At 38.5% G+C, this 25,019-nt stretch carries 18 protein-coding genes; 14 read left to right on the forward strand and 4 right to left on the reverse strand.

All coding sequences use genetic code 11. From position 1 onward, the window contains the following. Window positions 1-991 precede the first annotated feature (991 nt). The 3 genes from MT391_RS01905 (at window position 992) to fliD (ending at window position 6,703) form a co-directional block, all read left to right on the forward strand. A complete protein-coding gene (locus tag MT391_RS01905; RefSeq protein ID WP_499496760.1) occupies window positions 992-3,409 on the forward strand; it encodes a flagellin N-terminal helical domain-containing protein in 2,418 nt (805 codons plus the stop codon). Window positions 3,410-3,500: 91 nt separating this feature from the next. Then, window positions 3,501-3,917 (forward strand): flagellar protein FlaG, encoded by a 417-nt coding sequence (locus MT391_RS01910; RefSeq protein WP_499496761.1) that lies wholly within the window; start codon window positions 3,501-3,503, stop codon window positions 3,915-3,917. Window positions 3,918-4,621: 704 nt separating this feature from the next. Then, complete coding sequence (gene fliD, locus MT391_RS01915) at window positions 4,622-6,703, forward strand: flagellar filament capping protein FliD (RefSeq protein WP_499496762.1); 2,082 nt, start codon at window positions 4,622-4,624, stop codon at window positions 6,701-6,703. Window positions 6,704-7,200: 497 nt separating this feature from the next. On the opposite strand, the gene MT391_RS01920 is transcribed toward fliD, so the two are convergent. Together MT391_RS01920 and fliS are read right to left on the reverse strand one after the other, a co-directional pair. Further along, window positions 7,201-7,500: a hypothetical protein gene (locus MT391_RS01920; protein ID WP_499439932.1), complete on the reverse strand. Its 300-nt coding sequence runs from the start codon at window positions 7,498-7,500 to the stop codon at window positions 7,201-7,203. Continuing rightward, complete coding sequence (gene fliS / locus MT391_RS01925; RefSeq protein WP_499439934.1) at window positions 7,497-7,892, reverse strand: flagellar export chaperone FliS; 396 nt, start codon at window positions 7,890-7,892, stop codon at window positions 7,497-7,499. The genes MT391_RS01920 and fliS overlap by 4 nt, the downstream gene beginning before the upstream one ends. Window positions 7,893-8,323: 431 nt before the next feature. Here fliS and MT391_RS01930 point away from each other — a divergent pair, with 431 nt between their 5' ends. From MT391_RS01930 to MT391_RS01955, 6 genes are all read left to right on the forward strand, one after another. Beyond that, entirely contained in the window at window positions 8,324-9,775 is a 1,452-nt protein-coding gene (locus MT391_RS01930; protein ID WP_499496763.1) for a sigma-54 dependent transcriptional regulator, read from the forward strand. 274 nt (window positions 9,776-10,049) lie between these two features. Beyond that, window positions 10,050-11,168: a sensor histidine kinase gene (locus MT391_RS01935; RefSeq protein ID WP_499496764.1), complete on the forward strand. Its 1,119-nt coding sequence runs from the start codon at window positions 10,050-10,052 to the stop codon at window positions 11,166-11,168. Window positions 11,169-11,170: 2 nt separating this feature from the next. Next, a complete protein-coding gene (locus tag MT391_RS01940; RefSeq protein WP_499496765.1) occupies window positions 11,171-12,724 on the forward strand; it encodes a sigma-54-dependent transcriptional regulator in 1,554 nt (517 codons plus the stop codon). Window positions 12,725-12,850: 126 nt separating this feature from the next. Next, window positions 12,851-13,870, forward strand: coding sequence for a Fe(3+) ABC transporter substrate-binding protein (locus MT391_RS01945; RefSeq protein ID WP_166371086.1), 1,020 nt, complete (start codon window positions 12,851-12,853; stop codon window positions 13,868-13,870). Next, entirely contained in the window at window positions 13,863-15,491 is a 1,629-nt protein-coding gene (locus MT391_RS01950; protein ID WP_499496814.1) for an ABC transporter permease, read from the forward strand. Before MT391_RS01945 ends, MT391_RS01950 begins: the two co-directional genes overlap by 8 nt. Continuing rightward, window positions 15,491-16,543 (forward strand): ABC transporter ATP-binding protein, encoded by a 1,053-nt coding sequence (locus MT391_RS01955; protein WP_499496766.1) that lies wholly within the window; start codon window positions 15,491-15,493, stop codon window positions 16,541-16,543. Before MT391_RS01950 ends, MT391_RS01955 begins: the two co-directional genes overlap by 1 nt. 288 nt (window positions 16,544-16,831) lie before the next feature. Here the strand turns inward: MT391_RS01955 and glnD are convergent, their stop codons facing one another. Together glnD and map are read right to left on the reverse strand one after the other, a co-directional pair. Continuing rightward, the gene (gene glnD / locus MT391_RS01960) at window positions 16,832-19,447 is read right to left on the reverse strand and encodes a [protein-PII] uridylyltransferase (RefSeq protein ID WP_499496767.1); all 2,616 of its coding nucleotides are present in this window, start codon (window positions 19,445-19,447) and stop codon (window positions 16,832-16,834) included. Window positions 19,448-19,625: 178 nt separating this feature from the next. Then, window positions 19,626-20,414, reverse strand: a complete 789-nt coding sequence (map, locus tag MT391_RS01965) for a type I methionyl aminopeptidase (protein ID WP_166371078.1) — start codon at window positions 20,412-20,414, stop codon at window positions 19,626-19,628. A gap of 398 nt (window positions 20,415-20,812) precedes the next feature. Here map and rpsB point away from each other — a divergent pair, with 398 nt between their 5' ends. The 5 genes from rpsB (at window position 20,813) to uppS (ending at window position 25,007) form a co-directional block, all read left to right on the forward strand. Beyond that, window positions 20,813-21,544, forward strand: a complete 732-nt coding sequence (gene rpsB, locus MT391_RS01970; protein WP_028867456.1) for a 30S ribosomal protein S2 — start codon at window positions 20,813-20,815, stop codon at window positions 21,542-21,544. A gap of 99 nt (window positions 21,545-21,643) precedes the next feature. Next, window positions 21,644-22,513: a translation elongation factor Ts gene (gene tsf, locus MT391_RS01975; RefSeq protein ID WP_299660245.1), complete on the forward strand. Its 870-nt coding sequence runs from the start codon at window positions 21,644-21,646 to the stop codon at window positions 22,511-22,513. Between the two features lie 196 nt (window positions 22,514-22,709). Continuing rightward, window positions 22,710-23,450: a UMP kinase gene (pyrH, locus tag MT391_RS01980; protein WP_028867458.1), complete on the forward strand. Its 741-nt coding sequence runs from the start codon at window positions 22,710-22,712 to the stop codon at window positions 23,448-23,450. Between the two features lie 190 nt (window positions 23,451-23,640). Beyond that, a complete protein-coding gene (gene frr / locus MT391_RS01985; protein WP_028867459.1) occupies window positions 23,641-24,198 on the forward strand; it encodes a ribosome recycling factor in 558 nt (185 codons plus the stop codon). Between the two features lie 68 nt (window positions 24,199-24,266). Beyond that, a complete protein-coding gene (uppS, locus tag MT391_RS01990; RefSeq protein ID WP_499496815.1) occupies window positions 24,267-25,007 on the forward strand; it encodes a polyprenyl diphosphate synthase in 741 nt (246 codons plus the stop codon). Window positions 25,008-25,019: the final 12 nt, after the last annotated feature.

The following is a 25,019-nucleotide window of genomic DNA, read 5'->3' on the forward strand; positions in this document are numbered from 1 at the left end:
ATTTAAAGTAATTATGAGTATAGGTAGCTAATGCTAATCCCACCATTAACCTAGAGATCCATTTACATGAAGAAAACACTTAAAAAGCTAAAACCGTAAAACCCATTAACCACGAAGCCGCTGCGCTGCACAGAGGACACGAAGAAAACCCTTAGAAAATTAAAAAACGTTAAAGGGTTAAAAATCAATAAAGTATTTTAAGGTTTTGATCTTCCTTCTTCACCCTTCGTGCCTTCGTGGTTAAATTGTTTTTGATCTTGAAACCGCAAACCCCATTAACCACGAAGCCGCTACGCTGCACAGAGAACACGAAGAAAACCCTTAAAAATTAAAAAACTTAATAAAGTTAAAAAATAAAAAAAGTGTTTTAGGTTTCCCTAATAAATTTTTTTTGTGTCTTAGGTCTTGACCTTACTTCTTTACCCTTCGTGCCTTCGTGGTTAATTTGCTCTTGACCTTGACCTTGACCTTGACCTTTACAACCATAATTTCGTGGTTAATCGCTTTGATTCCCAAGGAAGTCCACAGAGTAGCTATCGCCACACAAAGAACACGAAGAAAAACCTAATAAAATTATTTTTTAGGTTTTTGACCTTACTTCTTCACCCTTCGTGCCTTCGTGGTTAATTAGCTTTTGACCTTGACTTTGATTTGGCTTTTACACGTAAAATTTTGTGGTTAATGCTTTTGATTTTCACCCCAGAAACCCTCGGTGGTTAAGGGTTTTAGATCCTTTTGAAAAATAAAACGATCTTTTTTTAATCTACCCCTAAAGTAATTGTTTTGTCGGTCGATAAAGTTATTAAGTCCGAACATCGACTGTTTTGAAAATGAACCGTTTAGCTAGAAAATTTTTAATTAAACAAAAACATTAAAGTTATTTTTTAAGCGGTCGATACTAATTACATACTTAATCAAACTGATTAAAAGTTTTAAAAACAACTTATTGAATCAGAAATAAATAATGAAATAAATAACCAAGGAGCACATCATGGCCTCAGTAGTAAATACAAATGTAATGTCAATCAACGCTCAGCGTCAATTAGGCAAATCACAAGCAACACAAAATGAAGCAATGGAACGTTTATCTTCTGGCTTACGTATCAACAGCGCAAAAGATGATGCCGCAGGTCTTGCTATTTCAACCGGCATGCAATCACAAATTAAAGGTAATACACAGGCCGTACGGAATGCCAATGATGGTGTGTCAATGACACAAACCGCTGAGGGTTCAATGGATGAAATGACTAACATCCTACAACGTATGCGTGAACTTTCTGTGCAATCTGCCAATGCCACTAACTCATCTGAAAACAGACAGTCTATTCAAACTGAAGTGGACCAACTTTACGCTGAATTAGGCCGTATTTCTGAAGCAACAGAGTTTAATGGTGTTAAATTATTAGATGGCTCTGCTGAGGATATAACACTACAGATTGGTGCTAATAACGGTAATACGATGCAAGTAAGTATTAAAGATGTATCTGCAGGTGCGCTAGGAATTGATGGCGGAGTCACTAAAGGTGATTTAAATGGTGGCCGAGTTTCTGGTGAAGAAATAACTGCTGGCACAGTACAAATTAATAATATCGATATCGATGCTGTAACTGAGGCTGATGGTGGAGCCGCTGGGATAGCTGAAGCTATCAATGCAAAATCCGACAAGACCGGTGTGACAGCAAGAGTTTATAATTCAGTTGAAGGCCAGTCACTTTCTGATGATGCAACTGTAACAGGACTTACTAATGGGCTTGAGATTACTGTTGGAAACAGTGAAAAAGTGAAGCTTGGTGCAACTTCTGATATGACATCTTTAAGAGACACCATTAATAAAGAAGTTTCAGGTGTTAATGCAACACTGAGCTCTGAAGGTCAATTACAATTGACCAATACTACTGGTGAAAAAATAGAAATTGGTGGAACAGTAACAGGCTCAGGTCTGGAAAAAGGTGTTTTTGAGGGATATGTTGCGTTAGATAGCACTGATGGCTCTCCCATTAAAGTTGACGGTAAAGATACAACTGATTTTGGTTTTGCAATCTCAAATGGAGCAGGTAGCATCACTGGTTCAGTAGCTGTGCCTAAAGAATTATATAATAGTTTAGATAATGATATCAAAGCAACAGATGCAGTTAAAATTAATGGCGTTGATTTAGTCGTTGAAGGCACTGGAGCTGTTACACAGGCAATGGTTGATGCAGGCGAAGGTGACGCAGTAGCCGCTGCTAAAGGTGCAACTATCCAAGACAAAGTGGATGGAATTAACAAATTAACCGAGCAAACAGGTGTTACGGCAGCAATAGATATCCATGATACGGGTGTGGCAAAGCAAACTGCCAGTGCAACGTTAGATTTTGAAGTTTTGGGAGGTACTGATACTGGTACGGTTTCTATCACAGTTGGTGGCAAGGACTATAAAACTGATTTAGGATCCGCTACTACCGCTGCTCAGGTAGCTACTGCACTAAATGCATTTGCTGATGAATCTGGGATAAATGTTACTGAGGACAGTGGTGCTTTGGTATTCACCTCTGCAACAAGTGATGGAGATGCCGCTGATTTTACGATTAAAGGCACCTCTACTGCTGCTGATAAGGGGCTTGTTGGTACCACAAATGGTAATGTGACTGGCTCAACTGACTTCACGCAGGCAGTGAACGCTCATGCTACGCAAGTAGTAGGTGAAGATGTCGCTACTATTGATATGAGTGCTAGTACAATAACTATTAATGATGTAGAAATAACGATGGGAACGGGAACAGATATCGCGGCTAGGGTTTCTGAATTCAATGCTAAATCCGCAGACACAGGTGTTACAGCTGAAAGAGTTGGTAAAGATATTGTATTTTATAATACAGATGAGTCTTCAGATGAAATCAAGTTTAGTGGCGTGAGCGAAGCATTGTTTACAGGAGGAACTGGGACAGGCGACCCTGCTACAGCAAGTAGCACAGCAGGAAATGTACAAGAACAACGTTTAGTATTGACAGCAGAGGCGGGGACGGAAGTAGTTATTACCAGTGATGCTGAAGGTGCTATCGCCCAAAAAGCGGCACTGGATAAACTAGGCATGATTGAAACCGGTGGTACTAAAGCTGATGATTTAGGCATTGATGTTACCACTGCTGAACATGCTGGCCGAAGCTTAGAGATGATTGATAAAGCGTTAAGCACTATTTCATCTGCGCGTGCGGACCTTGGTGCGGTGCAAAACCGTTTAGGCTCTACTATTTCTAACTTAGAAAATGTAACACAAAATTTATCAGCGTCTAACTCACGTATTCAAGATGCAGATTTTGCAACTGAAACGTCTAAAATGAGTAAAGCACAGATATTACAACAAGCAGGTACGTCAATGTTGTCGCAAGCTAATGCGTCTGCACAGAGTGTATTATCTCTTCTTGGTTAATCAACGAAGGGTCGCTAGTTAAATAATAATATAGCTCCCTAGTCATAGGGGGCTTTTTTGCCATTAAAGAGACAATAAAGTAGGAGGTAGTATGCCTGATTTAAGTGTTAATAGTGCATCCATTAGCTCGTTGAGTGTTGATACAAGCACTGATAAAAATATATCTCAACACAATATTACTAATGCGACTAATGATGTTAGTCAATCATCGTTTAGCGCAGATGCTGCTACAAAAGTAACTGACAACGCGCAGGTTCAAAATGTACATCAAGAAAAAAAAGTGTCTGCAGAAGAAGCTGAAAAAGCCGTTAATGAAATGAATAATTTTATGACAAGCATGCAGCGTAACTTATCTTTTAGCTTTGATGATGACCTAGGGCGAAACATCGTGTCAGTTAAAGATATTGAGAGTGATGAAGTGATTCGTCAAATTCCATCGGAAGAGTTGGTCGTATTAATTAAAAAAATGGATGATGTTGCTGGGATATTGTTCGATAAAAAAGTGTAGCAGTGGGAGGGGGAGTCATATTAACGCCAGTATCTACCCTGTATAAGTAAGCGTTTGATTAATAACAGAATAAAGAGTTACCCTGTTTACTATTTTTGGCTACTATTTAAATTGCTATTTTAGTTGATATTTTAACTTGGATTTTAACAAAAGTTTTAACCATGACTTTAACTGCAGGCTTAACTATCACAGCAGCGGTAAGTTTATTAAATATGTTGACACTATTGATAATAAGTCGCTTAGGCTTAATAACCTTATTGTTTTTAATGTGGTAAGCACAGTAAGGTTAATCAATTTTTTTGTTAAATTTAATAAGTCGGCAGAACTTAGAAGCTACTCGCTAATTGCATTTGTTAATAATAGAAAGACAGTGAAAATAAATAACAAAAAGGTAAATAATATTTACAATTAATATTGTTCACCCTTATGTTATTCAAAGCGTGATGTGAAAATACTTATTGGTAAAGTTGTATCAGTAAAAGCTATCGATAAAACTATTGATAAAAGTGCTGATAAAGCTCGAGTGTATCAGTAGCCACAAGGTTATATGGCTCGATTATTGCTTTTAATTATTGGTTGTTAGTCATTATTGTTTCTTATTCTTCATATGTTTTCAATATTTCTACCAATAAGAGTTGCACTGACATCAGTGTTAACAAATAAGTGAAATAGTACATTAAGTTAATTGTCATTAAGGAGTAGGTATGTCTACCATTACATCAACAGGTTTAGGCTCAGGGCTAGATATTAACAGTATCGTTACTGCTATTGTTGATGCAGAAAAAGATCCTGCTTTAGCGACGATTACGGAAGGTACTGCAGAAGCAACGGCTAAAATTTCTGCCTATGGTTTGCTTAATAGCGAACTAACTTCTTTTAAATCCTCTTATAAAGAGCTGGCTTATACCTCTAGTTTTTCAGCCACGACTTCAACCAGCAGCGACAGTGAGATTTTAGATGCAACATTAGGGTTTGGTGCTGAAACAGGTCAATGGGAGTTTGAAGTTAATCAGCGTGCACAGGCACAAACCTTAGTCTCTGCTGAAAGTAATGAATTTACTGCTGTTAACGATGAAGTGGGCGAGGGGATCCTTAAACTATCATTTGGTACCTATAGCGAAGACGGTACTACTTTTACCGCTAATCCAGATAAAGCCTTTGAAAGCATCACTATTAGTAATGAAATTGACCCCGTTACAGGGCAAAGTAATAACTCGTTGGAAGGTCTTAGAGATCAAATTAATGACGATGAGAATAATTACAGCGTATCAGCATCGATTATCAATGATGGTAGTAACTACCGTTTAATCTTAACCAGTAAAGAGACCGGTGAACAAAGCGCTGTTGAAATAACCGCAACAGACCTTAATGGTGACCCTCTTGATGCAGGCACAGGGCTCGATCGTTTTACCTATGGTGCTGATAATCAAAATATGACGCAGACGGTAGTGGCACAGGATGCAGAGATAATGATGAATAATATCTCCATCAGTAGTGCAAGTAATGAAGTTAGCAGTGTTATTCAAGGGGTAACCTTAAACTTAAAAACTGCCGAAATTGGTAAAACTGTTACGTTAACAATAGAAAGTGATACCAGTGAAGTTAAAGAAAAGATTAATGCTTTTTTTGAAAGTTATAACAGTACCGTTGCTAAAATGACGGAGTTAACGGCTTATAACAGTGCGGATTCTTCTAGTAATGGTATTTTGAATGGTGACTCGACGGTCAGAAATATTCAAAATATGATGCGTAGTGTTTTGAATACACCGATGGATCATATTGAAGGCTCTATTCATAGTTTTGCTGACCTCGGTATGCTAACGCAACGAGACGGTACCTTAGAGTTAGATGAAGATAAGTTTGCTGAAGCACTTAAAAATGATTTAGCCGGCGTGGCAGATTTTTTTACGGCTACGGGAGCCGCTAGCGACGCTAATATTTTATATGACAGCCATACCAGTGCCACTACTCCGGGGACCTATGATGTTGAGGTGACTCAAGTTGCCACCCAAGGTACTTTGGCTGGCCTAGCAGAGCCTGGTTTGTTGTTTGATGACAGTAATAATAGTTTTCAAATCAAAGTGGATGGTTATGAATCAAGTTCAATCGATTTGCAGATAGGCTCTTATGTCAGCATTGATGAAATGATTATCGACTTACAGTCTAAAATAAATTCAGATCCCAATTTTGTGAGTAATGGTGTTGCTGTCAATATCACTAATGAAGACGGTAAGTTGTCAATCAACTCCACTAAGTACGGTGCTTTCTCCAATGTGTCATTTACTAATAGCGACGCAGATTTTATATCTAACCTAGGATTTACAGGTGCGAGTAGTGTAGATGGAGTAAATGTTAAAGGCACAATTGGTGGCGAAAGTGCGACCGGTAGCGGCCAATATTTATTATCTTCCGCTGGTGATGCAGAGGGTATAAAACTGCTTATTGAAGGTAGCTTATTAGGCAGTCGTGGCTCGGTGACCTATAGTGAAGGCATTGCGCAGACGATGAATAATGTTTTAGATAGTATTATTGATTTAAGTGTGTCGGAGTCTAGTGTTGATGTAGATTCAAGTTCTGGCACTATTGATAGTAAAATCGATTCATTTTATAAAAAAATAGAAACATTAGGTGAGCAACAAGAGGCGCTAACATTACGCATGGATAGTTATGAAACTCGTTTATATGCAGATTTTAATGCCATGGATATTGCGGTATCGACTTTAAATAATACCATGAGTTATTTAGAAGCAACCTTAGATGCGTTACCAGGTTATACCAACGATTAGTATTAGCAGCTATGTATTATTCAATACATAGCTGCTTTCCTCCTCAAAGTTCCATTCCAAAGCATCAATAGTATTTCACCACTAGCCTTTCGGTTAAAAGCCAAAGTCTAAAGTTAAAAGCTAATTAACTACGAAATTGAGGGCTGTAAAGGTCAAAATCAATATCAAAGTCAAAAGCAATTTAACCACGAAGGCACGAAGGGTAAAGAAGTAAGGTCAAAACATAAATGCTTTATTTTTTTAAATTTTTTAAGGTTTTCTTCGTGTTCTCTGTGCAGCGCAGCGGCTTCGTGGTTAATGGGTTTTGTGGTTTTAAGGTCAAAAGCGGATTAACCACGAAGGCAGGAAGAGTGAAGAAGTAAGGTCAAAAACATAAAAGCAATTTTTAATATTTAACTTTTTAACTTTATAAAGTCTTAATGTTTTTAAGGTTTTCTTCGTGTTCTCTGTGCAGCCTAAGGGCTTCGTGGTTAATGGGTTTTGGATATTTAAAAAGGCTATTTATAAGCTTTAACGCCTTTTCTTCCTCGTTTTAGTGCTAATGATTTTTCTTTTAATTCAGTTTGTAATATTGCTGATTTTGCTTGTGTTTGGGCAACTGTTTTTTTGATACTTTTAAGCTGTGTTAGTACTGAAAGTAATTCATCTTCACTGGCGCGAGTTAGGACTTGTTGCATTTTTTTTGAAAAAAAGGCTTGTTGTTCAGAGAACTCAATGTATTGCTGATCGGCAATGCATTGATCCATTGTTTCTATTAACGCAAATAGTTGGTCTATCTCTTGTTCTATATTCATCATCTGTACTGCTGACGAATATCGTCAGGAATACCATCCCAACCTGCTTTGATTTCACTTAGTAACATACTAACTTCTGTTAATAATTCCGGATCATTCTTGATATTCGCGCGTGTTACTAGCGTTAACATGTAGGCATATAGATTAAATAAGTTGGTTGAAATTTCTCCGCCTTTTTCCATATCTAAACTATCTTGCAGTTCACCAATTAACCCGATTACTTTACCTAAGGTTTTATTTTTTATTACAATATCCTTTCGAGAAATTGCACCTTTTGCCGCTGCCAGATTACCTAATATATGCTGCATTATTAAGGATATAAGTGTATGAGGGTCTGCATTCTCAACTTGGGATAAGCCGGTATTTTGATATTGTCTGATCGATGAGCGAGTCATAAAATTCCCTTAGCTAACTTGTTTTTTAATTCTACATTGGTTCGATTATTAGTTTATTCGGATCATTAAGTGAGTGCTATTTAACGAAATAGCCATTTATTTACTTATTCACCTTTTATCTATTTACCAAGTTACATTTTAGCCGCTAATTGAAGCTATGTAATGGTTGCAATCATGATAGTGCCAAAAGTTAAACACTGCTTTTAATAAAGCAAAATATATACCATTTTTATTATTTTTTAATGGGTTTCAATTGTTTTACTTATTTTTATCATGACAGTCGCATAAATGTTGTTATTTACACTACCTCTAAAGGTTTATTGTGTCATTTTACAGGCATCGTCATCTTTTTGACGATTTTTCAATGCAAATAGTAAAAATTGTTCTATCATAACCTTCACATCTTGGTTTCTTTGATATGAGTACTGATTATGCCACAACGCCCGCCCATTTATTTAGTCGATACAACCGCTCAACAAGTAGAGATATTACAAACTGTTTTACATTTTGTTGGTGAAGCTTATCAAACGGTTGCTGTTGAACATTTAGCGCAGCAGGTAGAGCAACAAGCGCCTTTGTGCGTTATTTATGGTAATCAACATCAGCAATTGGATGCACTACTAAATAGCTTTGCTAAAACTCCTTTTATTAGTATCTCTGGGCAAGTGGCAAGTGTGGACAGTAATCATATCGGTGTGCTTCATTTACCTATCGTCTATTCAGAGTTGACGCAGTTATTACATTATTGCCAAACCTATTCGAATCCAAATCATAAATTAAGTAAAGCCAATAAATATTTAATTACCTCTTTGGTGGGCAAAGGGTTACGTATTCAAGAAATTCGTTATTTAGTAGAGCAAGTCGCTGAAAGTAATGCCAATGTGTTGATTTTAGGCGAATCAGGAACGGGTAAAGAGGTAGTTGCGCGTGCTATTCATGAAGTGTCTGGTCGAAATAAAGGGCCTTTTGTACCGGTGAACTGTGGTGCCATTCCCGCTGAACTATTAGAGAGTGAATTATTTGGGCATGAAAAAGGCGCATTTACTGGTGCTTTTTCTGCTCGTAAAGGGCGCTTTGAGTTGGCTGAAGGCGGGACGCTATTTTTAGATGAAATTGGCGACATGCCCATGCCGATGCAAGTGAAATTATTACGTGTGTTACAGGAAAGAACCTTTGAAAGGGTCGGTGGTAATAAGTCTTTGCAGGCGGATGTGCGCATTGTAGCGGCAACCCATAGAAACTTAGAAGATATGATTATTGCAGGTTCTTTTCGAGAAGATCTGTTTTATCGTTTAAATGTATTTCCTATTGAAAAGCCTGCATTACGTGATCGCCAAGAAGATATTCCTTTGTTGCTACAGGAGTTGTTATCTCGATTAGAAAAGGAACATAAAGCGACACTGCGTTTTACTCAACGTGCGTTAGATTCATTAATGAAACATGCTTGGCCTGGAAATGTGCGTGAGCTGTCTAATTTATTAGAGCGTTTATTAATCTTACACAGTAATAAAATAGTGGATGTGACTGAGTTACCGCTTAAATATCGTTACTTAGATGAGCAGGGTGAGGCGGTTGAACATATTCACTATAACCCAGAAGAAGAAGCATTGATGGAGCGTGATGCGTTATCGGGTATGTTTGGTGATGCGCCTATTTTATCCGACGAAAGTGAAATGCACGATGAATCACTTGGATTTTTAGGGCATTTGCCTGCGGAGGGCATGAATTTAAAGAATAAGTTAGTCGAGTTTGAAATTGAGATGATTCGTCAAGCTATTGACTCTCAAGATGGTGTGGTGTCACATGCTGCTGAGTTATTATCGATGCGCCGAACCACCTTGGTAGAAAAAATGAAAAAATATGGGTTGAATAAAGAAGGCTAAGCTATCCATTAAGCTAATCATCAAACTGATTAGCAAAACTAAGCATTAAATTCATCTTCAAAAAGTAGCATCACAAAGTGACATCAAAAAGTAAGCTGAGTACTTAGCGATACCTTTGCATAAGAAACCGCGCTTTTAATTGTGCGGTTTTTTCATTTTTAGCACTGTCATTTTTATGGCTATTTACTTTTATCTTGCTGTAAAATAATCAGTTTATTCGGTTGGCATAATAACTGCTTAATAGTGATATCTATCTTAATTTTTAGGTGTTGCTATGACAACTTCACAATCAACAAATAATACGCCATTACAAACTGAACGTTATGTCGGTGAGCTACAGCAGTTACGTGCTCAAGCGAACTACATGGATCAATTGTATAAAGAGTTGCCGTCTGGGTTGATTGTGATTAATGGTAACGGGATTGTGGAACAAGCAAACCGTGTTGCCGTGCAGTTGTTAGGTGAACCCTTAGAGAATATGCTTTGGGGTGATGTGATTAAACGCTCCTTTAGCCCTAAAAATGACGATGGCCATGAAATATCATTGAAGAATGGTCGCCGTATTCAGTTATCAATCTCCTCTTTGCAAGGCCAGCCTGGGCAGCTCATTCTGCTTACGGACCTTACCCATACTCGTCAACTACAAGAGCATGTTGCAACATTAAAGCGTTTATCCTCTTTAGGTAAAATGGTGGCGTCATTAGCGCATCAAATCCGCACTCCATTATCGGCGGCTATGTTATATGGCGCTAACCTTGCCAATAAAACTTTAAATGAAAGCTCTCGTGCTCGCTTTCAAGGCAAGTTAATGAACCGCCTGCAAGATTTAGAAACACAAGTGAACGATATGCTGTTATTTGCCCGTAGCGGCGAACAGAAGATTGTAGAGGAAGTCTCCGTTGCAACATTATTAGAAGAAGTACAGGAAGCCAGTGATGCCATGTTATTAAGTGTTAATGGCCATTTACAGTGTCGTTTACCCAATCCTGATTTATTTATTCTGGCCAATAAAAATGCATTAACCAGCGCCATGACTAACCTTATCTCAAATGCAATTGAAGCTACCGGTGAAGGGGCGCAATTATATATTAGTGCTGTGCAGCGAGGTGCAACGCATTTAGAAATTTCTGTGATGGACAATGGACCAGGTATTGAAAAACAACGTTTAGCGCAAGTGATGGAAGCTTTTTATACCACTAAATCTCAAGGTACAGGTCTTGGCCTTGCGGTGGTGCAAAGTGTTGCTCAGGCGCATAGTGGCACGGTGGAAGTAAAGTCAGAAGTCGGCAAGGGGAGCAGTTTTACTTTAGTGTTGCCCTTACACCGTATTGCTGAGTTTAGAGAAGAGGGCAACCTACAAAGTAATGCACTGAGTAAGGTAATAGGAGCTTAATTATGTCGCATAATCAATCACAGGGTCGATTATTAGTCGTAGAAGATGATGCTGGATTACGTGAAGCGTTAATTGATACTTTGTTATTAGCAGGTTATGACTGTCAAGAAGTCGACAGTGGCGAAGCTGCGTTGGTTGAACTTAATAAAGCAGCACTTGGTAAATCACGTTACGACTTGGTGATCAGTGATATTCAAATGGGCGGCATGAGTGGTTTAACCTTATTGCAAAATATTAAAAGCCTTCACCCTGAAATACCTGTTTTATTGATGACAGCCTACGCAACTATTGATGATGCGGTCAAAGCCATTCGCGATGGTGCCATTGATTATTTAGCAAAACCCTTTTCACCTGAGGTGTTATTAAATCAAGTTAGTCGCTATGCGCCTGTACATAAAGTGCCTTCGTGTACGCCTATATTTGGCGACCCTAATACTGCGGCTTTATTTAAAATGGCTGAAAAAGTAGCTGCTTCCGATGCCTCAGTTATGATCACTGGCCCAAGTGGTTCAGGTAAAGAAGTGTTATCACGTTATTTACACGATAAATCATCGCGTAAAGATGAAGCTTTTGTGGCGATTAACTGTGCGGCTATTCCCGATACCATGCTTGAATCGACCTTATTCGGTTATGAAAAAGGGGCCTTTACTGGCGCTGTTCAAGCTTGTCCTGGTAAATTTGAACAAGCGCAAAACGGCACGATTTTATTAGATGAAATTAGCGAAATGCCCTTAGAGTTACAAGTTAAGCTATTGCGTGTTTTACAAGAAAGAGAAGTGGAGCGTTTAGGCTCACGCAAAACGATTAAATTAAATATTCGTGTATTAGCGACCAGTAATCGTGACATTAAAAAAGCTGTCGAAGCGGGGACTTTCCGTGAAGATCTGTATTATCGCTTGAATGTTTTTCCACTACAGTGGTTACCGCTAAAGCAGCGTAAAGGCGATATTATTCCACTTGCTGAACACTTATTATCACGTCATGCAAAGGAGCAATCTTCTGCGATCCCTTCATTATCGGAAGCGGCTAAGCAATGCTTATTTGCTTATTCATGGCCTGGTAATGTGCGTGAATTAGATAATGTAATGCAACGAGCCTTGATTTTAGGTAATGATGATGTGATTGACTGTGACGCGCTGATTTTAGAAGATCAACAATTTGAACATATGCAACAACCAACTATTTCAACGACTACAGTGCAAGCTCAATCAGCAGCAATGGATGCTGTTTCGACAGGTCACGTTGATTCTCTCTCTGAGGGGCAAATACATAGTACTAATCGTATTGATAGCGGTTTTGATAGTGAACTTGGTAAAAACCCTATTAGCAACTCTGAGAACGCAGCAATAAGTAGTAGTGCAGTAAGGACTGAAACTGAAGAGCCAGAAGCTTTAGGGCAAGGCCTCAAACAGCAAGAGCAAAAGATTATATTAGAAGCATTACAGACCTGTCGTGGTAAGCGTAAAGATGTGGCAGAGTTACTGGGCATCAGTCCTCGCACATTGCGTTATAAAATTGCGCGGATGAAAGAGCAAGGCATTGCTTTACCTGCGTAAAAATAACGATTTTTGACAAAAACTGACACTTTTTATGCATTAATTGGTCTATTAAACTTGTAAATAAGAATTATTATCATTAGAATGCCGTTCTATTGATCATCACGCTTATTTATGGGAAACAATATGTCTATTAAAAAAAGTTTAACAGTTTTGTTAGCAGGTACATCTGCACTTGCGAGTTCAATGTCTTTTGCTGCTGAAGAAGTGAACGTATATTCGTATCGCCAACCGTTTTTAATTGAGCCGATGATGAAAGAATTCACCGCTGAAACAGGCGTTAAAGTAAATATTCTATTTGCTAAAAAAGGCCTGATTGAGCGTATTAAACGTGAAGGTAAATTATCTACAGCCGATCTTATGTTAACGTCTGATTTTAGTCGCTTAACTATGTTTACTGAAGAAGGTCTAGCACAGCCCGTTGATAGCGACATTCTAAATAAAAACATTCCGAGTCAATTTCATGGCGCTGAAAAACAGTGGTACGCATTAACTAGCCGTGCACGTAACATTTATTCTTCTGTAGAACGCGTGGGTCCTGCTCCTACTATTACTTACCAAGATTTAGCGACACCTGCTTTTAAAGGCAAAGTATGTATGCGCTCTGGTAAACACCCTTACAATGTTTCTTTGTTAGCGTCTATTATTGCTCACGAAGGTGAAGCAAAAGCAAAAACTTGGTTAGAAGGTTTAAAAGCAAACTTAGCACGTAAACCACAGGGTAATGACCGTGCACAGGTTAAAGCCGTTAAAGAAGGTTTATGTGATTACGCTTTAACTAACAGTTACTACTTAGGTAAAATGTTAAACGATCCAAAACAAGTTGCTTGGGCTGAATCAGTTCATATCAATTTCCCTAATCAAGCGACAACGGGCACACATGTTAACGTAAGTGGTATTGCACTGACTAAGTACGCACCTAATAAAAACAATGCTATCAAATTGATGGAATTCCTATCGGGTGATGTTGCACAGAAGATGTATGCTGAAATCAATTACGAATATCCTGTAAAAGAAGATGTACAACCTTCTAAATTGGTTGCATCATGGGGCAAGTTTAAAGCAGACGATATCAAACTATCTGATATTGCTGCGCAACATCAAGCCGCCATTAAGTTACTGGATGAAGTGAAATTTGATCTCTAAGTCGTTCAACCTGTACAAGTTACTGCCTTGGGTAGTAACTTGTATTTTGTTATCCCCTGTTCTTGCTATATTTTTCAGCGCTTTCTCTGTCGACGAAAGTGGTAGTTTTCAACACCTGATTGATACCGTTTTATCAACGTATATTAGTAACTCTCTCTTAGTTATTGTGTATGTTGTTCTATTAAGTATTCTGTTTGCTTTGCCCTGTGCTTGGTTTGTCGCCTGTTGTGAGTTTCCTACTCGTGAGAAGTTACAATGGATGCTGATGTTACCCCTCGCTATGCCGCCCTATATTATCGCGGTTGTTTATACCGATTTATTAGACTTTGCTGGCCCTGTACAGTTAACGATACGGGCTTTGTTTGATTGGCAACCAAACGATTATTATTTCCCTGAAGTGCGCACCTTATTTGGTGCTTCTGTTATTTTAGCGTTATCGCTTTTTCCTTATTTATATCTGTTATTACGTGGCGCTTTTTTAACGCAATCTGCGGGATTATTTCAAGCGGCAAGAACCTTAGGTGTCCCTCCTTTACGTGCCTTTTGGCGAGTCAGCATTCCTTTATCTCGTTCTGCGATGGCAGTGGGCGTCTCATTAATTGCCATGGAAACATTAGGTGATTTTGCAACGGTTAACTATTTTGCTGTGCATACGCTAACCACCGCCATCTACGATACTTGGTTAGAATTAGGCAGTTTGACTACCGCCGCCAAAATATCGTCTTTAATGCTGTTAGCGATTGTGATCTTAACCTCCTTAGAAAGTTATAGTCGCCGTAAACAACAAGTTTATCAGCGCAATGGCAGTGGTAATACAGAGCTGCGTTTTGTATTAACGGGTTGGCAAAAGTGGGGCGTATTAGCATTCACTTGGTCGTTATTAGCTTTCTCTTTATTTATACCGATTGCGACGCTTTTATATTATGCGGTTAACTATTTTAATGCTTCGTTAAACAATGACCTAATGCACTACACCTTAAATAGTCTGTGGTTAGCCTTTTTAGTCGCTATATTGGCTATATTAGTGGCGCTGCTGGTTAATTTTTATCAACGTTTAAGCCCAGGTTTAGGCGCAAAATCTAGCATTCGCCTGTCTTCACTTGGTTATGCGGTACCGGGGACTGTGGTTGCGATTGGTGTGTTGATCCCGCTTACAAGTATCGATTTATGGTTAAATGATCTGTTGCTAGCTTGGGACCTTAAACCTGTGGGGTTGCTGTTATCTGGCTCATTGGTTATTTTAGTCTTAGGTTATTTAGTGCGTTTTAGTGCTATTGCCGTGGGCAGTGTTGATAGTAGTTTAGTACAGGTTTCACCTTCATTAGATCTCGCCTCGAGAACCCTAGGTAATGGCCCTGTTAAAACACTCTGGCGGGTTAATATTCCGTTAATTAGAAAAGGCATGCTCACGGCTTTTATTTTAGTTTTTATTGAATCTATGAAAGAATTGCCTGCGGCGCTATTATTACGACCTTTTAATTTTGAAACATTAGCCACTTACGTTTATCAATTTGTATCCGATGAGATGATAGAGCTAGCAGCATTGCCTGCGCTAATGATTATTGGCTTAGGCTTAGTTCCTTTTATTGTGGTAAATCGTTTGTTGGAGAAAAAAACTTAATGAGTGCGTTAAATATCCAAAATTTAAGCTGTTCTTATCAAAAAACAGCGGTCTTAGAAAACTTGGATCTGAGCTTACATGATAATGAAATTGTGTGCTTATTAGGTGAAAGTGGCTGCGGTAAAACTACCTTACTAAGAGCGGTTGCCGGTTTGCAAACAGAATTAACCGGGCAAATTAGTATTCGTCAAAAAATATTAAATGATCCACAAACCTATGTACCACCTGAACTGAGAAAAATTGGTCTTATTTTTCAAGATTATGCACTTTTTCCACATTTAAATGTTTTTGATAATGTCGCCTTTTCACTTACCAAAATGACTAAGCAAGAAAAACAACAGCGTGTGCAGGAAGTCTTGGCGCTAGTGCAATTAAGCGACCTTAGTGCGCGTTTCCCGCATCAATTATCTGGCGGACAACAACAGCGTATCGCTATTGCACGTGCTTTAGCTTATCAGCCTGATTTAATGCTGTTAGATGAACCTTTTTCTAATTTAGACCAGCATGTGCGTTTTCAATTGATCCATGAGATCCGTCAATTATTTAAACAGCGTCAAATGAGTGCTTTATTTGTGACTCACTCTAAAGAAGAAGGCTTTGCTTTTGCTGACCGTATTGCATTGATGCAAGCGGGAAAAATTGTACAAATAGATACGGCTCAAAAATTGTATCGTAAACCTAACTCTCCCTATGTCGCTAATTTTATGGGACAAGCTAATTATATTGATGTGCAAGTGGTGGACAAATACAGTTACCAAAGTTGTTTTGGTTTATTAGGCAGTAATAGCGTGATTGAACAAACGATTGGTAAGCAGCTACGTTTATTATTACGCCCCGAGCATATTGAGATAACCCCTGACCTAAAAGGTGAAGCAACAGTCAAACAGGTCGATTTTCAAGGTGCATTACAACAAATTAGTGTGCAGTTCGCTGGGCAAGAATTCACCGTGAGGTACAGTAATAGTAGTAGCGAATGTTTAGCGTTTAGTGTCGGTGATAGAGTTTCTTTGACGATATTGAATCATGAATTTGTTACCTTTGAGAATTGCTAGCTGGCGCTGATTTTGAGTATCGTCTGACTTTAATTTTTGATGTGCTAAGTTTCAATTAGTGAGTTACTAGGTTATAGGTTAGTGAATTACTAGCTTATAGATTACTGGGTTACAGGTTCACGCTAGTAAATTAATTAATAGCTGAATAGTTAGCAGAATAAGAAAAGCCAGCGATGCAATGTATCGCTGGCTTTTTTGTTTTTAAAGCGTACGAGTTTAAAGTGCGCTTGTTTCTAATGTGCTGTGGCAGTGACAGTAAAAGCAAAAGAGAAAATAAAATGCAGGCGATTAAGTACTTGGGCTTAGCTCGTACATTAAACTCGCCTTTAAGCTTTCTTCTTGCTCTTTTGTCAGTGAATCCCCATCAGCAGTGGAAACGATAAATAAATCTTCTGCACGTTCGCCTATGGTCGATATTTTCGCTGTATCAAGCATTAAACCATGGTCAACAAATACAGTTCCTATATTAGCCAGAATACCGGGCGCATCGAATGCTACCACTTCAATCTGAGTGCGTTTACGACGTGTCGGTAGAAACGTTATTTTAGGCTCAAATTTAAAGGGACGCTTAACTCGCTCCAGTCTAATGATGTTGGAGTTAACCACATCTGGTTTTAATAAAGTATCCGTGATCGCTTCTCGCAAACGTTGAATTTTATCGTCATCAATATGTTCACCATCTTCTTCTAATACGGTGAAGGTACTGAGTGAATAATTATCTCGGCTAGAAAGAATTTTTGCATCGTGCACACTTAGTTTCTTATTATCTATTTCAGTCACAACGGAAGAGAATAAAAGCGGCATATCTTTATGATAAACAAATATCTCACTGCCCCCGCGTGCGTTATTAGTACTGATCAAAACCAAAGGTTTAGTGTGGTCTTGGTGATGTAATAAGTTCTGCGTGTGCCAGCAAATCTGTGCCGAGGTATAACGGAAAAAGTAATTGAGCCTAAAGCGTTTCCATAATGGCTTCACTTTTTCTTCGCTAATTCCTAACTCAGCTAAAATACCCAATGCTTTTAATTGACGATCTCTAATACGATCACGAATATCCGGTGGATTTTCTAAACCGCGACGTAACATGGTCAGTGTTTTGTAATAGAGGTCACGTAATAAAGTGCCTTTCCAGCTATTCCATGTTTCCTCATTGGTTGCACAAATGTCAGCGACGGTTAAGCAATACAATAAGTTAAGGTGTTTTTCATCACGCACGGTTTTAGCAAAGGTAATAATAACATTAGGATCACTTATATCACGGCGCTGGGCGGTAACAGACATGGTTAAATGTTGTTCTACTAACCAAGCAACTACTTTTCCTTCATGGCGAGTAAGTCCATGCAATTCACAAAACGCTAAGGCATCCACAGCACCTAATGTCGAGTGATCACCTTGTTGGCCTTTTGCAATATCATGGAAAATAGTGGCTAAGAATAACAACTCTGGTTTCTCTAACTTTTTATATATTTCATGGGCTAGTGGATGCTCGGCTTTGCTTCTTGGGTAGTTATAGATGAATTTAGCGAGCTTATGCGTATGTGCGTCCACCGTGTAAGCATGAAACAGATCGAACTGCATTTGCCCGACGATACGGCTCCATTGTGGAATGTAAGCGGCTAACACACCATACTCATACATTAAGGTAAAAGGGATACCCATGCCGCGAGGATGCCTAATAATTTGCATAAATACAGCGCGACATTCTGGAATATTTTGCAACCAATGGGTCAAGCAGCGTCGTGCTTCACGCAGTTCACGTAGCGTGCTTGAATAAATACCTTTAATACGTGAGTCATCGGCAATATGCACAAACAGTTGTAATATCGCTTCAGGGTTATCCTGAAAGTAACCGGAGGTGGTTAGTTCGATTTTATTACCACGGATTCGGAAATTGTCATCAATGTCATGAAATTCAGTGGTTGTTACATTACCTAAAATCGCTTCATCAAAATATTGTAGTAACATTTCATTAAGTTCTTTCACACGGCGAATGGTTTGGTAGAACATCTTCATCATCTGTTCTACGGCTTCATTGCGCTGACCTGTGTAACCTAATAGCTTTGCTACTTCACTTTGGAAATCAAATAGTAAGCGGTTATCTGGGCGGTTTGTGACTGTATGTAAAGCAAAACGTATGGTCCAAAGCTGCGACTGACAATCACTAACTTCGTGGTATTCACCCTGTGTGATATAACCGTAAGTAGTTAATTCTAATAGGCTATGAGCATCAAAGTGACGTTTGGAAACCCAGGCAATAGTCTGAATGTCACGTAAACCACCACAACCATTTTTAATATCTGGCTCTAGGTTATATCCATCACCTCGGCAGTTTTTATGGCGTCCAAACTGTTCTTCTTTTTTGACTGTAAAAAATTCATCCGATGGCCAAAAGTCATCTTTACTAATCAGCTCTTGTAGTTTTTCAAAAGTGCTTTCATTACCTTTAATCAAGCGAGATTCAATCATGCTGGTGGCAACAGTAATATCCGCTTTACCCTGCTCTAAACAATCCTTTAAGGTGCGAACGCTATTACCCACATCCAGTTTTAGATCCCAGAGTAGGGTGATTAATTGCCCTATTTTTTCTTCTGATTGTTTACTAAAACCATGGTCTGAAAGTATTAACAGGTCGATATCAGATTTGGGGTGTAGTTCACCACGGCCATATCCACCGACAGCTAAAAGACTTAAATCATAGCTTTCATCTAATCCGACTAAGTTCCATAAACGACTTAAAAGTTCATCAACATAACGTGCACGTAAGGACACAATTTTATTAATGTTTTTTTTCGCTTTAAATTGTTCAAGTTGCCAGTCAGAAAATTGTTTTAGATGTTTTTTGATGAAAGGAATAGTGAGATCTTGTTGTTGAATTTGTAGCGGGGAATACTGTTCAAAGTCCATTTAATGCCTCGATTTTATGCCTTAACGTTATGCCTTAACGTAGTGCCTTAACGTAATACCTCAACGTTGTGCCTCAACGAGATGCTTCGATATTAACGGCCCGATATTAGCGCCTTGATAATAGCCAGTACGTTATTGACAACGAGCTGGCTATTTACGTTCATTCTTTAAATGCTACTTACGCTGGGTTAATTATTCGCTCAATGGTTTCTTCTGGACGTAATGTTAAAATTTCAACACCCGTTTCAGTTACCAATAGAGTATGTTCCCATTGTGCCGATAGTTTTTTATCTTTAGTCACAACAGTCCATTCATCTTTTAATACTTTACAATCACGTTTACCGGCATTAAGCATTGGTTCAATGGTAAAACATTGGCCTGCTTTTAAAACTTCGCCTGTGCCTTTTTTACCGTAGTGCAATACTTGTGGTTCTTCATGGAAACCCGCACCGATACCGTGTCCGCAATATTCGCGAACGATTGAGTAGTTGTGGTTTTCAGCATGCTTTTGAATTGCAGCACCGATATCACCTAAACGAGCACCAGGCTTAACCATATTAATCCCAATGTATAAACATTCTTGTGTTACACGAGCTAAACGCTCAGCCAGAATAGATGGTTTTCCGACCATGAACATTTTAGAGGTGTCACCGTGGTAACCATCTTTGATAACGGTGATGTCTATATTTAATACATCGCCGTCTTTCAGTGCTTTATCGTTAGGAATGCCGTGACATACAACATAGTTTAATGACGTACAGATAGACTTAGGAAAACCATGGTAGTTCAACGGAGCTGGAATGCCTCCTTGTTCATTAACGATGAAATCATGGCAAAGCTGATTTAGTTCGTTAGTAGTCACCCCTTTCTTAACATGAGGTTCAATCATGGTTAATACGTCAGCAGCTTGTTGTCCTGCGATGCGCATTTTTTCTATTTCTTGAGCAGTTTTAATGAGTCCAGACATATTATATCTCTATACTTTGAATAAATTGTTATAGGACAACTATAAAGAATTTTAGGCGATGGTGCTAGATAAAATCTATTTCAGAAAGCCTTACAATGGGCAAGGATTTGAATGTCATATAGGGGATTAGAAAATATCTTATTTAGTACGCTATTTATTGAGCTAATTCGGTAACTGTGGTATAAAGCGCACCGAGATTGATAGATTAATTTTTTAATCGCTTTCTCAAATAATCAATATAATCCATTCAAAACATTCAATGTATTGAATAATAAGGATTATTACTTAAATAACACACACGCATCGACACGTCACTCGGGGTGCCTTTTTCTGTATAAGAAATTAATGGTCGAGTGTATGGGATGTGTGGAGGCCTAACCCCCTAAAAGGAAATTCAAATGGCAACAGTATCAATGCGCGATATGCTACAAGCAGGCGTTCACTTCGGTCACCAAACTCGTTACTGGAACCCAAAAATGAAACCATTCATTTTTGGTGCTCGTAATAAAGTTCATATCATCAACCTTGAAAAAACAGTTCCAATGTTTAACCAAGCGCTTAACTTCTTAGAAGCTAAAGCATCTAAAAAAGGTAAAGTCCTTTTCGTTGGTACTAAACGTGCTGCATCAGAAGCGGTTAAAGAAGCAGCTATTGCTTGTGACCAATTCTATGTTGATCACCGTTGGTTAGGTGGTATGTTGACTAACTGGAAAACAGTTCGTCAATCAATCAAACGTTTGAAAGATCTTGAAGTTCAAAGCCAAGACGGTACTTTTGACAAGTTAACTAAGAAAGAAGCGCTTATGCGTACTCGTGAATTAGAGAAGCTTGAAAAAACACTTGGTGGTATCAAAAACATGGGTGGTATCCCAGATGTAATCTTCGTAATCGATGCAGATCACGAGCACATTGCAATTAAAGAAGCGAATAACCTAGGTATTCCAGTTATCGCTGTTGTAGATACTAACTCTTGCCCAGATAACATCGATTACATCGTTCCTGGTAATGATGATGCTATCCGTGCAGTTAAGCTTTACTTAAGTGCAGCTGCTACAGCTGTTAAAGAAGGCCGTACTGCAGAAGTAGTAGTAGCTGAAGGTTTTGTTGAAGAAGAATCAGCTGAGAAATAAGTTCTTCTAATAATAGAAGCTCTTATTAACCAATCATTGGTTGGTTATCAGGGGTCTATATGACCCCTTTTTTATAGAATAAAAATAGGAATTCGAACAATGGCTATTACAGCTCAGCAAGTTAAAGAACTTCGTGACCGCACTGCTGCGGGTATGATGGATTGTAAAAAAGCATTAGTTGAAGCAGATGGCGACATCGAGCTTGCAATTGAAAACATGCGTAAATCAGGTGCAATCAAAGCAGCTAAAAAAGCAGGCCGTATTGCTGCTGAAGGCGCTATCTTTGCAAAAACTAACGGTACTACTGCACTAATCATTGAAGTTAACTGTGAAACAGACTTCGTTGCAATGGATAAAAGCTTCTTAGCATTTGCTGAAAAAGTAGCTGATATCGCGCTTGCAAATAAAGTAGACAGCGTTGAAGCATTAAACTCACTAGCATATGACGATTCTACAGTTGAAGAAGCACGTGAATTGTTAGTTGCTAAAATCGGCGAAAACATCTCTGTACGTCGTTTACAAATCGTTGAAGGTGAAAACCTTGGCGCTTACGTACACAGCCGTAAAATCGGTGTTATCTCTGTGCTAACAGGCGGCGATGCTGACCTAGCTAAAGATATCGCGATGCACGTTGCTGCAGCCGCTCCTCAGTTTGTTAAACCTGAAGATGTACCTGCTGACGTTGTTGCTAAAGAGAAAGAAATCCAGTTACAAATTGCTATCGAAAGCGGTAAACCTGCTGAAATCGCAGAAAAAATGGTTTCTGGTCGTATGGCTAAATTTACTGGTGAAGTAAGCTTAACTGGTCAAGCATTCATTAAAGATCCATCAATGAGTGTTGCTAAACTTCTTAAAGGTGCAAGTGCAGACGTTGTCTCTTTTGTTCGTTTAGAAGTTGGTGAAGGTATTGAGAAAAAAGTAGAAGATTTCGCTGCTGAAGTTGCTGCAACTATGGCTGCTTCTAAGTAATTTACTTTAAAAACAATAGGTAATGTTTTTTAGCATTGTTCCGTTGTAAAAAAGAACCGCGGCATGCCTGCGGTTCTTTTATATTCAGAAGAAAGTGAATATAGCTGCTTAATAAACCAATTTGAGACCTATTTTTTAAAATATCTTGCATGATTTTTTAAAAAATCGGTATTATTTCAACTTAAGGAATGAAATTATGAGCACTAACCCTAAATCAGCATATCGTCGTATTTTATTAAAACTGAGCGGTGAAGCCCTCGTTGGTGAAGAAGGGTTTGGTATTGATCCTAAAGTATTGGATCGTATGGCCTTAGAGATTAAATCTTTGATTGAATCTGGTGTACAAGTTGGTTTAGTGATCGGTGGTGGTAATATTTTCCGTGGTGCGGGCCTTGCTCAAGCTGGAATGAATCGTGTAGTAGGCGATCACATGGGAATGTTAGCGACTGTGATGAATGGATTAGCAATGCGTGATGCATTACACCGTTCACACGTTAATTCTCGTTTAATGTCTGCTATTCCTCTAAATGGTGTTTGTGACGATTATAACTGGGCCGAAGCAATTAAATATTTAAAATTAGGCACTGTGGTTATTTTTGCTGCGGGTACAGGTAATCCTTTCTTTACTACCGATTCTGCTGCTTGTTTACGTGGTATCGAAATTGAAGCGGATGCAGTACTTAAAGGTACTAAAGTTGATGGTGTTTACGATGCAGACCCAGTAAAAAATCCAGATGCGAAATTATACAGCGTATTAGATTACCAAACGGTACTAGAGAAAGAGCTACAAGTAATGGATTTAGCTGCATTTACCTTAGCACGTGACCATAGCCTGCCAATTCGTGTGTTCAACATGAATAAACCCGGTGCATTAAGTCGTGTTGTTTTAGGTGGTGATGAAGGTACAACTATCACCCACGCACAGGAAAATATTTAATTATTTATTTATCGATTACAACGCTAAATAAAGTTGTAGTCGTTAAAAGCAGTGACTATTTGTAATATATGACGATTAAAATATCGTGGTTATTATTAAAGCAATATTGGTTAAAAAGCGTGCCAGTTAAAAATAGTTGCCAATTTAGATAACAAAATTTGATAATGAACTAATAAGTTAGGAACTAAATATGATTAACGAAATCAAAGATGATGCTCAAACTCGAATGAATAAAAGCATCGAATCATTTAAAAGCCAATTAGCTAAAGTACGCACAGGTCGTGCACACCCTAGTTTACTTGATGGCATCATGGTGCCTTATTACGGTTCTAACACACCGTTACGCCAAGTGGGTAATGTATCAACTGAAGATTCACGTACATTAACAGTGACAGTATTTGATGCGACTTTAATTGCAGCAGTAGAAAAAGCAATTATGGGATCTAACTTAGGTTTAAACCCTATGTCTGCTGGTACTGTTATTCGCATTCCTTTACCGCCATTAACAGAAGAGCGTCGTAAAGACTTAATTAAAGTGGTCCGTGGTGAAGCTGAAAATACACGTGTTGCTATTCGTAATATTCGCCGTGATGCTAATGGTGACTTTAAAGATCTAGAAAAAGAAAAAGAAATCAGCGAAGATCAACAACGTCAAGGTGAAGAGTTAGTACAAAAAGTAACTAATGAAAGCATCAAAAAAGTGGATGAAGTATTAGCGGTTAAAGAAGCTGAATTGTTAGAAGTATAAAACTAACTAGTGTTCAAAAATGCACCCTCTAGTGACTAGTCGGTGCATTTAATTGTTAATAAAGGATTATTGTGAGATCAGAAACACTTAAAAGTAATTTCCCTAGACATGTTGCCATCATAATGGATGGAAATGGCCGTTGGTCAGAACAAAAAGGAAAACACCGAGTTTTTGGTCATAAACACGGCGTAAAAGCGCTACGTAAAAGTATTGCTTTTGCCGCTGAAAAAAATATTGAAGCATTAACCATTTTTGCTTTTAGTAGTGAGAATTGGAAACGTCCTGAACAGGAAGTCAATATGCTGATGGAGCTGTTTTTTACTGTGCTTGGTAGTGAAGTAAAAAAACTCCATAAAAATAATATTAAGTTAACTATTGTTGGTGATATCTCTGGTTTTAGTGATCGCCTGCAAAAAAAAGTACATGCAGCACAGTTATTAACTGCAAATAATACCGGTTTAGCATTAAATGTAGCTGCTAACTACGGCGGCCGTTGGGATATTGTTAATGCAACCCAAAAAATAGCGCAACAAGTAAAAGAAGGTGCTCTAGAAGTTGAGAGTATCGACGAACAATTATTATCTAGCACACTGTCTTTAGGTGAATTACCTGATGTTGATTTGATGATTCGAACGGGAGGAGATTACAGAATTAGTAATTTCTTACTGTGGCAACTTGCTTATGCGGAGTTATATTTTACCGATATATTATGGCCTGATTTTGATGCCAAAGCCTTTCAATTAGCTCTAGATGTGTTCTCAGGTAAAGAGCGACGTTTTGGACAAACCAGTGCACAAGTAAATAACTAATTTTTACCCAAC

It is taken from the genome of Vibrio sp. 1-Bac 57 (genome assembly GCF_037546855.1).
In the GTDB taxonomy this organism is placed as follows: Bacteria; Pseudomonadota; Gammaproteobacteria; order Enterobacterales; family Psychromonadaceae; genus Psychromonas.